The 12493-nt window shown below is 37.3% G+C and carries 14 protein-coding genes; 9 read left to right on the forward strand and 5 right to left on the reverse strand.

What is annotated here, in order from left to right:
• The first annotated feature begins 91 nt into the window (after nt 1-91).
• From RF53_RS10365 to RF53_RS19245, 3 genes are all read left to right on the forward strand, one after another.
• Nucleotides 92-1558 carry a methyl-accepting chemotaxis protein gene (locus RF53_RS10365; protein ID WP_039037590.1) on the forward strand — a complete coding sequence of 489 codons (1467 nt, stop codon included), beginning with the start codon at nt 92-94 and terminating at the stop codon, nt 1556-1558.
• Nucleotides 1524-2066 carry a DUF6436 domain-containing protein gene (locus tag RF53_RS10370; protein WP_052242890.1) on the forward strand — a complete coding sequence of 181 codons (543 nt, stop codon included), beginning with the start codon at nt 1524-1526 and terminating at the stop codon, nt 2064-2066. Before RF53_RS10365 ends, RF53_RS10370 begins: the two co-directional genes overlap by 35 nt.
• A gap of 409 nt (nt 2067-2475) precedes the next feature.
• Nucleotides 2476-2670, forward strand: coding sequence for a (2Fe-2S)-binding protein (locus RF53_RS19245; protein ID WP_006791629.1), 195 nt, complete (start codon nt 2476-2478; stop codon nt 2668-2670).
• A gap of 67 nt (nt 2671-2737) precedes the next feature.
• On the opposite strand, the gene bfr (RF53_RS10375) is transcribed toward RF53_RS19245, so the two are convergent.
• Both bfr (RF53_RS10375) and bfr (RF53_RS10380) read right to left on the reverse strand, forming a co-directional pair.
• Nucleotides 2738-3202, reverse strand: a complete 465-nt coding sequence (bfr, locus tag RF53_RS10375) for a bacterioferritin (protein WP_006791630.1) — start codon at nt 3200-3202, stop codon at nt 2738-2740.
• Nucleotides 3203-3216: 14 nt separating this feature from the next.
• Nucleotides 3217-3687: a bacterioferritin gene (bfr, locus tag RF53_RS10380; protein ID WP_006791631.1), complete on the reverse strand. Its 471-nt coding sequence runs from the start codon at nt 3685-3687 to the stop codon at nt 3217-3219.
• A 450-nt stretch (nt 3688-4137) separates the two neighbouring features.
• Here bfr (RF53_RS10380) and RF53_RS10385 point away from each other — a divergent pair, with 450 nt between their 5' ends.
• The 5 genes from RF53_RS10385 to RF53_RS10405 all read left to right on the forward strand — a co-directional run bounded on the left by RF53_RS10385 (nt 4138) and on the right by RF53_RS10405 (nt 8080).
• A complete protein-coding gene (locus RF53_RS10385; RefSeq protein ID WP_008126160.1) occupies nt 4138-4620 on the forward strand; it encodes a GNAT family N-acetyltransferase in 483 nt (160 codons plus the stop codon).
• A 77-nt stretch (nt 4621-4697) separates the two neighbouring features.
• On the forward strand, nt 4698-6053 hold the full coding sequence (locus tag RF53_RS10390; protein WP_039037678.1) for a DNA-3-methyladenine glycosylase 2 family protein: 1356 nt from the start codon (nt 4698-4700) through the stop codon (nt 6051-6053).
• A complete protein-coding gene (locus RF53_RS10395; protein ID WP_039037591.1) occupies nt 6050-6520 on the forward strand; it encodes a methylated-DNA--[protein]-cysteine S-methyltransferase in 471 nt (156 codons plus the stop codon). Before RF53_RS10390 ends, RF53_RS10395 begins: the two co-directional genes overlap by 4 nt.
• A 73-nt stretch (nt 6521-6593) precedes the next feature.
• Nucleotides 6594-7403 carry a hypothetical protein gene (locus RF53_RS10400; protein WP_039037592.1) on the forward strand — a complete coding sequence of 270 codons (810 nt, stop codon included), beginning with the start codon at nt 6594-6596 and terminating at the stop codon, nt 7401-7403.
• Between the two features lie 92 nt (nt 7404-7495).
• Nucleotides 7496-8080 carry a thymidine kinase gene (locus RF53_RS10405; RefSeq protein ID WP_006791636.1) on the forward strand — a complete coding sequence of 195 codons (585 nt, stop codon included), beginning with the start codon at nt 7496-7498 and terminating at the stop codon, nt 8078-8080.
• On the opposite strand, the gene ltaE is transcribed toward RF53_RS10405, so the two are convergent.
• Together ltaE and rlmF are read right to left on the reverse strand one after the other, a co-directional pair.
• Entirely contained in the window at nt 8063-9067 is a 1005-nt protein-coding gene (gene ltaE, locus RF53_RS10410; protein WP_010556772.1) for a low-specificity L-threonine aldolase, read from the reverse strand. The genes RF53_RS10405 and ltaE overlap by 18 nt on opposite strands.
• Nucleotides 9068-9085: 18 nt before the next feature.
• The gene (gene rlmF, locus RF53_RS10415) at nt 9086-10018 is read right to left on the reverse strand and encodes a 23S rRNA (adenine(1618)-N(6))-methyltransferase RlmF (protein WP_039037593.1); all 933 of its coding nucleotides are present in this window, start codon (nt 10016-10018) and stop codon (nt 9086-9088) included.
• Between the two features lie 128 nt (nt 10019-10146).
• Between rlmF and RF53_RS10420 the strand changes: the two genes are divergently transcribed.
• A complete protein-coding gene (locus RF53_RS10420; RefSeq protein ID WP_039037594.1) occupies nt 10147-11061 on the forward strand; it encodes an alpha/beta fold hydrolase in 915 nt (304 codons plus the stop codon).
• Here RF53_RS10420 and RF53_RS10425 read toward each other — a convergent pair.
• On the reverse strand, nt 11033-12469 hold the full coding sequence (locus RF53_RS10425; protein WP_039037595.1) for a tetratricopeptide repeat-containing sulfotransferase family protein: 1437 nt from the start codon (nt 12467-12469) through the stop codon (nt 11033-11035). The genes RF53_RS10420 and RF53_RS10425 overlap by 29 nt on opposite strands.
• Nucleotides 12470-12493 lie beyond the last annotated feature (24 nt).

Consider the following 12493-nt stretch of genomic DNA (forward strand, 5'->3'; position numbering starts at 1 on the left):
AATTTTAAATCATTCATTGATAATATTGGTACTATTTGGTTGTATTTGTACTAAGCTAAATGTATTAGTAAAATTAAAAGTTAGGGTCTTTATGTCTAGTGTTAGCCGTTTATTAACAGTAATTTTTGTCATCTTATTCGTCGAATCTATAGGATTAGGCCTTTATTTTGGTACGTTAACTCAAGCATTTATAGTCGGTTTGCCGTTGTGTTTATTACCAATATGGCTACTTAAAACTCAAGAAAATAACCCTATTACACCCCACATAGTCGCTGCTGCAATTATGATGTTTTCTTTTCTGCATATACAGCAAGCATTTGGCTTAATTGAAGTGCATTTTGAAATTTTTATATTAATGCCTATTTTAATTGTTTTTGTTCAGTGGCGCGTTTTTATTACAGCTATATTGTTTGTCGCGGTCCATCACCTTTCTTTCTACTACTTACAAACCCAAAATACGGGCTTTTATGTTTTTGACCCTGATAGGCTTGCTTTTAGCACTGTGATTATTCATGCAGCTTATGCAATAGTTGAAGTGCTTGTTGTAGGTTACATAGCAATTACTTTAGAGAGAGAGCGCCGGGCTGGAACATCACTTAGCTCAGCAACTGAGCAAATCATGGAAAACTCTGAGCACATTAAATTATCTCTTAGAGCCGATTACACGCAAAGTGAAGCCGTTGTTGGTTTTAACACCTTGCTCGATTACTTATCGGACGTTATTAAACAAGTTAAAACTCAATCGTATTCTCTAAAAACCAATTCCGGTGAATTAATTCAAGTTCATGATCAACTAGCGAATGGTGCACAGCAGCGAACTCAGCAAACAGATGATATAGCTAATTCGGGTGCTCAAGTTGCGCATGGTTTCAAATTAGTAGAGCAAGAAAGCGAAGTGTTGAAAACACAAGTAGATAGCATCACACAATCTGCTAAAGGGGCTTTAGACGACGTATTGCAGACCGATAGTAAAAGCAGAGAGCTACTGAATTTGTTAAATCATACAGAAGAGCAAATTAATCAACTCGTTGCTGCCGGCGATGTCATCTCAAGCTTATTAAACGAAATATCTGGGATTGCTGAGCAAACAAATTTACTTGCGCTTAACGCAGCCATTGAAGCCGCCAGGGCTGGCGAGCACGGAAGGGGCTTTGCAGTTGTAGCGGATGAAGTACGATCATTGGCAAACCATAGTAAAGCAACTACAGACAAGATAGGCCTGACTCTTAAAGACCTTGTTACAAATAGTAAAAAATCTACTCAATCAATGACTCAGTGCGTGAGCTTTGTTGTTGATTTAACTGAAATAAGCACTGCAATGAAAGAGAATATTTCAGCAATGAGTGAACAGATAAAAGCGGTGTCGAGTAGTACTAGTTCGGTTGCACAAGTTGTTTCAGAGCAAGCTGGTAATACAGAACAAATTGCTAATAGCACAGACCAAATGCGCCAAAACCAGTACGAAGATTCCAATATTGTTAAGCAGCTCACCGACAAAGTACAGTTAATCGACGTCAGTATTGATGTACTTGAGCAATCAATTGCTAAATTTAAGTAACGATCACCTTTTAAAGTTTATAATATTAGCCTGGTTAGGATTCGTTATATCAGGCTTAGTTTATTTTCAGGTTGGCCAGCTAAAATCGTTTGATAGTGACCGAGTACTATTACAGGATGGTTGGTTTTTAAGTTTTAAAAAGCAGCTAGGGTTGAATACGCAAATACACGAGGCATCTTTAGTTCTTGTCATAGAGCAAAACTGTGGTTGCGCGAAGCAGGCTAAAGCACATATTACCGCACTAAAACGGTTTGCTGACGAAAAAGGCTTTAATATTATCGAGCATCCTTATTCAGCTGAGTTACATCATGTTATTCCAGCTACGCCAGCCGCTGTAATTATTGATAAGAATGGCGAGTTTGTTTATGCGGGGCCATTATCCGAAGGATTGGCTTGCTCACAGGGCAGTGGTTTTGTAGAAACGGCTATGACTAACTTAGTTGCTGGGTTTAACTCAAAATTACTCGTAGCAGATACTAAAGGCTGTTATTGCAAAAATAGGGTTTAGCTTCAGAGGGCCGCTTCCTTAAAGTAAATTTGTTGAGTGTTAAATCACACTCTATTTTTTCAAAAAGAGCCTAACTGAGTAGTCAGTAGTTTTATGCAAGTGATTTATATTTGTGTTAGTGCACACTTTTGAGTGAAAGTTTTATTAGTCACTCTCAAATAAACTAATCTATATTCACTAATTATTAGATTTTAATGATCAATCTATTAATTTGGATCAATGGCGATACTAAATCAAATTGACAAAAGATTAGGGGAACAATGAGTTACCAATTTTTGTATGAAAGGTTACCCTAAAGTTATAATTGGGTTTAAAAATAAAATTCAAATAACGCTCTAAAAATTATTGATAACTATTACTATTTAGATTAATATAACTATATCGAAAGTAATTAGAGTGGTTTGTAATCATGTACATTTGTCTATGTCACGGTGTCACAGATAAAAAAATTGAACAAACAATTGATGATGGTGCAACAACTATGCGTGAGTTGGCAAAAGAGCTTAACGTCGGCAGCCAATGCGGAAAATGCTGTGGTTGTACGAAGAAGATTTTGAATCGCAAGCTGATTCAAATTGCAGACATAACAGATCAAGTAGCTTAATTATTTTAAAAAAATTACATAAAAAAAGCAGCCATATGGCTGCTTTTTTTATGCTTATAACGTGTTGTTAAAGTTGAGATTGAAGATAGTTTTCTATACCTACATTCTCAATAAGCTGTTGTTGTGTTTCTAGCCAGTCCATTTGCTCTTCTTGCTCGTTTAAAATATGGTCGAGTGCTTCTCGGCTAATGTAGTCTTTTTTACTTTCAGCTAATTTAACCGCAGCGCGAAGTTCGTCTATAGTATCAAGCTCAAAGCTCATGTTAGCAGCAATCATTTCTTCGCTGTTTTCACCAATACGTAAACGGCCTAAGTCTTGTAGGTTTGGTAAACCCTCTAAAAATAAAATGCGCTCAATTAAACGATCGGCGTTTTTCATTTTTTGAATTGACACTTTGTAGTCTGCTTTATCAAGCTGGCTAAAACCAAAGTCTTTAAACATACGTGCATGTAAAAAGTATTGATTAATTCCGACAAGTTCATTAGCAAGTACGCTATTTAACGCTTTAATTACCTCTAAGTCGCCTTTCATAACTTTAGCTCCTGCTAACCCATTTGAGATTGATGGTAATTTTCTGAGCCAATTTTTTCAATTAGGCCGAGTTGTTGTTCTAACCAGTAAACGTGGTCTTCTTCTGTATCGAACAATAGCTTTTGGAGTATTGCACGAGATTGGTAGTCTTGCTGTTCTTCACAGATGGCAATTACATCTTTTACGCAGGCAACAACTTCTAGTTCGAGTGTTAAATCATTTTGCATCATGCTTTTAACATCGTTTCCGATAAGCAAATCACGACGCTTGGTAAGGTTTGGGACACCTTCTAAAAATAAAATACGTTTGATTAACCAGTCAGCATGGTCTTTTTCTTCTTCCATTTCATGATTAAGGCGCTCATAAAGTTTATTTAAACCCCAATCATCATACATGCGAGAGTGTATAAAATACTGATCGATTGCAGCTAACTCGTTGGCGAGTAGCGCATTAAATGCGTCGATTACTTTTTGATTACCTTTCATGATATGTCACCATAGCTTTGTTAATTATGGCTAGTGTAGTGTAAAACCAAGTAATTGCAAGTTTTCTCTATAAAAATCATTGTGTTACTATTGGTTTTGATTCTTATTTAAGTTTGCATTGTTGCTTGCTTTATAGGCTCTCTGCGTTTTGGGCGCATAATCAATTTTTGCTTGAATAAGAGTAGCTTAAATATATTTAAAACAGCTTAGGTAATACGGGTGTCGTAATTAACTTTATAGCGCTGAACTCAGGTGCAAAAAATAGCAAACCACATTAATAGTTTTTAATTCAATTATATTTTTTGTTTATTAATCAATTAGGCTAATTAATGTATGGCATACTCAAACACACATTAATTTCATGGTGTGTAATACATTATCAGCACCATAAATACTTACTGAACACATATTTTAATTTAACAATAGTGCAGCACACTTAGGGTCACTACTATGAGCAAGTCAATTATAATTCGCGATGCGAAGCCAAGCGATGCCAAAATTATCTTAAATTTTATTACAGAGCTTGCGATATATGAAAAAGAGCCAGATGCGGTCAAAACAAATGAGCAAGCTATTTTAGATACATTATTTAGCGAAGGCGCCACAGCGCACAGTATTATATGTTTAGATGGCGATGAACCTATAGGCTTTGCAGTTTATTTTTACAATTATTCTACTTGGCTAGGTAAAAACGGTTTGTATCTTGAAGATTTATACGTAAGTCCAGATAGCCGTGGTAAAGGTGCTGGTAAAGCCATAATGAAGCATTTAGCTAATAAGGCGTTGAGCAATAATTGTGGTCGTTTTGAGTGGGTTGTTTTGGATTGGAATAAGCCTGCAATAGATTTTTATGACAGTATAGGTGCAAAGCCCCAAACTGAATGGATTATTTATCGTTTAACGGGTCAAGAGTTAATAGATTTTGCTAAATAGTAAAGTTCCGATTGTGGCTAGCAATGGTTAAAAATTTATTTAAACTTTGTGCTGGTCACTCATTAAAAGAGCTATTTATGATTTCATCTTACTGGCAAAAAGCACGTCAAAGTCGCGATCACCGATTTGATGGTCTTTTTTATGTTGCGGTAAAAAGTACGGGTATTTACTGCAGGCCTATTTGTCCAGCGCCTACTGCGCTTGAAAAAAATGTTATTTATTATGAGTTTGCTCATAATGCAGCGCAAGACGGTTTTAGGCCTTGCATTCGTTGTAGGCCTGACAGTGCACCGGGAAGTGCGGCTTGGCAAGGGGTCAAAACAACCGCTTTGAGGGCAAAGCAGCTCATTGACCAATACGATGAACATGATTGCGAAAAGTTAGCTGAAAGGTTAGGAGTGAGTAGCCGATATTTAAGACGTTTGTTTAAACAACATTTTGGTTTGTCGCTTACGCAATATCGTTTATTTAAGCAATGTCATTTTGCAAAAAAGCTGATACAAGAAACGCATTTATCGCTAACCGACATTGCATACGCGGCAGGTTTTAAAAGTACAAGGCGATTTAACGATGCTTTTTTCAAACAATTAAATATGACACCATCAGCACTGCGTCAAAATACCAAAATTCAAAGTACGTCACTTACCTTAACCCTTCCTTTTAGGCCTCCTTATAATTGGCTTGCTTTACGCTCGTTTATAGAAAAACGTTTAATTAAACCTGTTGAATGGATTTCGGAAAATAGCTACGGGCGTACGTTTTCAAATACGCTTTATAAAGGATGTTTCACTGCCGAATTTATCGAAAGTAAACATCAGTTTAAAGTAAAGGTAGAGATAGACGACACGCAATATTTGCAAACAGTTATAAATAACATACGGCGGGTTCTAGACTTAGATGCTGATATTAATTTAATAGAAACTCATTTAAATACAAACATAAACAATGCATTCACACTGTGTAACGGACTTAGGTTGCCAGGTATTTGGTCAGAGTTTGAGGCTGGTATTAGGGCTGTGCTAGGACAACAAGTAAGCGTAGCCGCAGCGCATAGCTTAGTCACTAAACTAGTTGATGAGCTCGGAGAAAAAGACGTAAACCATGTGTATTTTCCGAGTGCCGAACAGGTAGCACAAAGCAGCTTTGATTTTTTTAAAATGCCACAAGCGCGCAAAAATGCGCTACATAATTTAGCTTTGTTTTGCGCCAATAACCCTGGCAATAGTGACTTAGATTTATGGCTTGACTTAAAAGGAATAGGCCCATGGACTGTGAACTATGCAAAATTAAGAGGGCAAAGCCAACCCGATATATTACTTGATGGTGATTTAGGAATTAAAAAAGCACAAGCTGCGGCAAGTTCGTTTAACAGTGAAAAGTGCACCCCATTTCGTTCCTATTTAACGTTTCAACTTTGGCAGCAACTATCATGATTATTCAAACATACATAACAAGTCCCATAGACAATATAATAATTCAAGCAACTGAAAAAGGGGTGAGTTACGTTGGCTTTTATCCGCTTGAAACCTACCCACATGTGCCTCTTGCTAAAGTAACTAATGAGCCGATATTAAGCTGTGCGCTGCAATTAAAAGAGTATTTTAATAAAAAGCGTAAAACATTTAATGTTCCATTGGATACTAAAGGGACTGAATTTCAAAAAAGTGTATGGAACGCACTTCTGGATGTCCCTTACGGTAAAACCAATACGTATGGTGATATTGCTCACGCATTAAATAACCCAAAAGCGGTAAGAGCGGTGGGGGCAGCTAACGGTAAAAACCCAATTAGCATTATCGTGCCTTGTCATAGAATTATTGGCGCAAATGCAACGCTCACAGGATACGCTGGTGGACTCGAAAGAAAACGCTGGCTCCTAAAACACGAAGGGGTTTTGTGAATTAGTAGCCTTAAGTTTTGTATCATATATTATAAAGGTTACACTATAGAAAATACTCGAATAAAAAATAGCCATGCAATTTAATACACTATTTTATATATTTATCTTTTTATGCATCGTACCTATTAATGTTGCAAACGCCGCTGCTAAAAAGTTGCTTTTTTGCTATGAAGACAAGGAAATTGCGCCAATGTTTTTAGGTACAGGGCAAGAGATCCCGATTCAAAGGCCCGGAGCTTCGGCAGACGTGCTCCGGTTATTGGACGACGCAGTTGATGGCGTTGATATTGAGTTTGTGAGAAAACCTTGGCGAAGGTGCTTGAAGGATCTTGAATCAAATAAAGTAAATGCAGTTATTGCTAGCTTCAGAGAAGGCAGAGAGCAAATAGCCGTTTACCCAATGGATGAAGATGCAAAACCTAATGCTCAGTTTGCTATTAGCAAGTTTGGCAGCTGCTTGTTAGGTCGTGATAAATTTCGATCGCAATGGCAATCACGCGATAAGTTTAATACCAAAACATTTACAATTGCTGTGCCAAGCGGTTATGGCTTGAGCGCTGTTTTAAAAAAAGAACCTCTTTTTGTTCACGAGACGGTGTCTAAAGAAAATGCATTTGAACTACTTAACAAAGGGGTTGTGGACTCAAGCATAGATATTTGCCAAGTTGATAAAATTAAAGCGTCTAGTTACCCATATAGTGACACCGATGTAAAAGCACTATTTCCCCCATACGAATTTACGCTTGGTTATTTAGTTTTTTCGCATCAATTTTATGAAAATCATCCGACGCTTAGTCATAAAATGTGGCAGTGGGTTAGTGAATTTGATACGGCTCCTATCTACATTGATTATTTAAATTCTGCCAAACAACCTAAAAACTAATACTTTAAATCATAAGCTTATTTGGCGTTTGAAATTGGTATTCAGTGCATATTAGGGTAGCATAAGCGCACTTTTTGTAACTTGGCACCATCATGGCTCAATTATACTTTTACTATTCTGCAATGAATGCGGGAAAATCTACCACCTTATTACAATCGGCTTTTAATTATAAAGAGCGAGGTATGGAGCCAGTTATCCTCACTGCAGCTATTGACGATAGAGAAGGTGTTGGCAAGGTTTCCTCTCGAATAGGTTTGCAAGCAGATGCACATGTATTTGATGCAAGTAAAGATGTGTATGAGTTGATTCAATTACTTAACAATGAGAAAAAGCGCCATTGTATATTAGTCGATGAATGTCAGTTTTTATCCAAAGAGCAAGTCATGCAGTTAACTGATGTAGTAGATGAGTTAGGCATTCCTGTGCTTTGCTACGGTTTACGAAACGACTTTAGAGGTGAGTTGTTTGTTGGCTCTCAATACCTACTAGCTTGGGCTGATAAATTAATTGAGCTTAAAACGGTGTGCCATTGTGGGCGCAAAGCCAATCACGTATTACGTACAGATGAAAATGGTGATGCGATTGCCGATGGTAATCAAGTTGAAATTGGCGGCAACGATCGTTATGTATCGGTATGCCGCAAACATTACAAAGCCGCTTTAAATATGGGCCGATAACGCGTTAATAAAGGTGTCTATATCTTTTCGAGTTATCCCTAAATGCGTAACTAGCCTGAGTTGTTTACTTGGGCTTATTAAAACACCTTGCTGTTTTAGCTTCGCAGCTATATCTACAATATTAAAATCTTCATCACAAGATGCATACACCATATTGGTCGTATTACTCATATCTACGTTAAAGCCTTCAAGTGAGCTTAAACATTCAGCTAGGTAGCGCGCATTAGCATGATCGTCTTTTAAGCGACTTATGTTATTTTCAAGCGCATATTGCCCCGCAGCAGCGAGCATTCCGGCTTGTCGCATACCACCACCAAGTACTTTACGCCAGCGCCTAGCTTTATTTACCAACGAAGATGACCCCAATAATAAAGATCCAACCGGTGCACCTAACCCTTTAGATAAGCAAATAGACACAGAGTCAAAATGTTTCGTTATTTGTTTAATATCAACTTCTAACTCAACTGATGCATTAAACGCACGTGCGCCATCTAAATGCAGAGCTAAATTATGCTCATTAACAAAATCTCGTGCTTGGGCGAGGTACTCTAGGCTAAGTACTTTACCGCCAATGGTATTTTCTAGGCTTAGTAATCGCGTTTTTGCAAAGTGACTATCGTCTGGTTTAATTGCAGCGGCTATTTTATTGAAGTTAATGGAACCGTTTTGTTCGTTTTCTATCGGTTGTGGCTGTATAGAGCCTAGAACTGCTGCACCACCACCTTCAAATTTATAATTATGCGCATTTTGGCCACAAATATATTCGTCCCCACGTTCACAATGTGCCATTAAACCAAGTAAATTTGCTTGTGTTCCAGAGCTGCAAAAAAGTGCGGCTTCAAAATTAAAACGAGTAGAAGCGAAGTTTTCTAGGTTATTTACACTTTCATCGTCGCCATAAACATCATCACCGACTGGTGCACTGTACATGATATCGCGCATTTCTTTTGTTGGCTTGGTGACCGTATCTGAACGAAAATCTATCATATTTTTCCTTTTTCTTATTTAATCAAGTTCATTACAAATTTGTTCACGCGTCTCTTTATCAAAGTAACTCCAAGCAAGAAATCGGCTAACTTTTTGCCCTTGAGCCATATCAATAATTTTATATTCCGCAATTGGGTATGTTTTTAGTTTTGCTTCAAGTGCACTAAGTGAGTCTTTTTTTGAGACTAAAGATGTAAACCACAACACTTGTTGTGCAAATTCTTCACTTTCTGCAATCATTGTTGTAATAAATTGTACTTCACCACCTTCGCACCAAAGCTCGTTGTTGTTACCACCAAAGTTAAGCGTTTTACTGGGCGCTTTTCCTAAGTTTTTCCATTTTCGTTCACTTCCTTTTTTTGCCTCTTGTTCGCTTGCATGAAATGGCGGGTTACAAAGCGTTAAGTGATATAAATCTTTTTGGTTTATAACACCTTTAAATATATTAGCCGGTTTTTTTTGCAGCTTAACCGTTATTTTTAAGGCATTAAATTGTGCAATTTGCTTGGCTATTTTAACCGAGACAGGGTCTATATCTGAGCCAGTGAAGTGCCAGTTATATTCACTCGTCCCTGTTAATGGATAAACTAAATTTGCACCAGTACCTATATCAAGTACTTTAACCTGCTTACCCTGAGGGATTGTTTGTTTATTATCTTCGCTTAATAGATCGGCCAAGTGATGGATATAGTCTACTCGCCCTGGTATTGGTGGGCATAAGTTATGCTCGGGAATATCCCAAAATTCAATCTTATAGTGCGCTTTGAGTAGCGCTTGGTTGAGTGTTTTTACTGCTTTATTATTTGCAAAGTCAATACTTTTAGTACCTGCAGGCGTGTTAACTATATAAGGGCTTAAAGCCGGCAGCGCAGCTGTTAGTAAGTTAAAATCGTAACCATTATTATGCTGATTGCGTGGGTGTAGTTTTGTACGTGGTGTATTTTTAGTCATGAATTTATTTTAGCAATCTATATCAATAGTTAATTGTAACAAATCCTCGTAATTAAAGTGCAGACAATTACTTTGGCATATTTAAAAATACTGGTACGATGAGTTGAGGGTAACAATAAGGATTAAGCGTGGCCATTTCTCAACAATCAATAACTATAAACTTAGCAGATAAACAAACACTGCATTTACGCAAAATATTCGATGAACAACAAAATGGTCCCATCGTATTCTTTATGCATGGTGCAGTCGAAAATGGCAAAATTTTTTATACACATAGTAATAAAGGTCTTGCTCCATTTTTAGCTGAGCACGGATATCGTTGCTATGTCGCTGATCTGCGTGGGCGCGGAGAAAGTAAGCCTGTTATATCTAAATCTGCTGCCTATGGGCAAACCGAAGCTATATTAGAAGATATTCCCGCGTTTATTAATAAAATTGAGCAGCTCGAAGGTTCTAAACCAGATTACTGGGTGGCCCATTCGTGGGGTGGCGTTTTAATGAATAGCGTATTTGCACGCTTTCCACATTATATTGATGATGTACAAGCATGTGTTTACTTTGGTTCAAAACGCTCACTGTTTAATAATCATCCAAAAAAATTACTTCAAGCTAATTTTATTTGGTATTTTATGGCGCCATTACTTACTAAAAAGCACGGGTATTTACCTGCAAAGCGCTTAAAGTGGGGAAGTGACGACGAAACCCAAAAGTCGCATTATCAAAGCATGCAGTGGGCTAAAAAAAAGCCTTGGGTTGATTCAGATGATAATTTTGATTACGCAAAAGCACTACGTTCACTTCATTTGCCACCTACGCTACATATTGCAGCGGTTAAAGATAAAGCATTAGCGCAGCCAGTTGATATTCAAAGGTTTATTGATGAATCTGGCCCTGGTATCCAACAAATGCGTATTTATGGTCGTCGCCATGGACACCGTATAGATTACGACCACATAAATATGTTAACTCATCCAATAGCCCGCAAAGAGCAATTTAACGATTTACTTCAATGGTTTAAGAGTCACCCTTGTTCATTAGCTTGAGCAAGGGGACTTGGTATCGTTCCCATTTACTAACGGCATTTGTATTCACTGGCTGGCGAACAGCTTGTTTGCTCAGTGTTGTGACGGCTCTTTTTTGATTGTAAAACGATAAGCAGTTTTGCTCATATTTACACCCTAAAAACTCAAAAAGAGTATTTAATTGGTCTTCAGGATTATTTACTAAGTCTTCATAGGCTAAATTAAACACAGGTAATCTTAAAGTATTCCAATGTGTCATTAGTTTTTCATATAAGCCATGGTAGTGCTTAAATTCAGTTAAAGAGCAAAAGTACGGCTCGTTCTCAGCAAAATAATTACTAAATACAGAAAATGCTGTGGCATTAACGTTACGTGATAAATTAATAAATTTAGCGTTTGGAAATAAAATATAAATCAGCCCGAGCGATTGATAATTGCTTGGTAGCTTATTAATAATAATCGGCTTTAACGGTGTCGCTGTTTTTAGTGTATCAATATAAATATTACGAGCTTGATTAATTAGGCTAGGCGTTAAATTTGCTAAGCACTGAGGATACGAAGTTTTGGTTTTTTGCTCTAGAAAGGCAACAACATTATTACTAATACTCGTGTTTTCGCCTAGGCTTGAACATTCGCTATGACTTATAAGCATTTGCTCTAGTAGAGTTGAACCGCTTCTTGGCATGCCAATTATAAATACAGGCGTGATTGTTGCGGAAAAGTCTTCTTCACGTGAAGCTAATAAATCTAGAGTACTGTATTTAATTATCTGATCATAAAAAGGGTCAAGCTCTTTGGTTGTAAACGTACTTAATTTATATTGTAGCGTATTTGCTAGCTCAAAATAGTTAAAAGCTTGATCTCTATCGTTTAGTTTATCGTAACTTTTGCCTAATGCGTAGTAACACACCATTTTAAGACGTAGGTTGTTAGTTTGAGTTACTAAGTGATGCAAATTACTAATGTAATTGTGTTCTTTATTAAAACGGCCAAGTTGTACTAATTCAAACAAAATATAGGCTGTGACAGGGTATAAGCCCATACTCAATGCGTGTGCAAATGTTGTGTGCGCTTTATCCAAATCACCATGTGTTAAATAATGCTGGGCTAAGTAATAATGTGGTTCAGGGTTATGGCTTGCTAGGCTTTTTGCATATTCTAATACGGTAAGTGCGTCCTGTGGTGAATTAACACCATTAAAAGCGTCTGCCAATGCGTGAAGCGGTTCTAACATGTGCGGTAAACGTTCGCAGGCTTTTTGTAGTAAATAAACTGCGGCATCAAACTTTTCTAGTCTTAGTGCTATTTTACCTAAACCAAATAAGGCTTCGCCATTTTCGGGCTCAGTAGCAAGTATCGTTTTGTAATGAAACTCTGCTTCTTTGAGCTTGTTTTGTTCGAGTAGTTTGTTGGCTTTATCTAGTAGCATAGTGGGGCATTTTATTTTTTATTT

It is taken from the genome of Pseudoalteromonas sp. ECSMB14103 (genome assembly GCF_000813065.1).
GTDB lineage: Bacteria > Pseudomonadota > Gammaproteobacteria > Enterobacterales > Alteromonadaceae > Pseudoalteromonas > Pseudoalteromonas marina.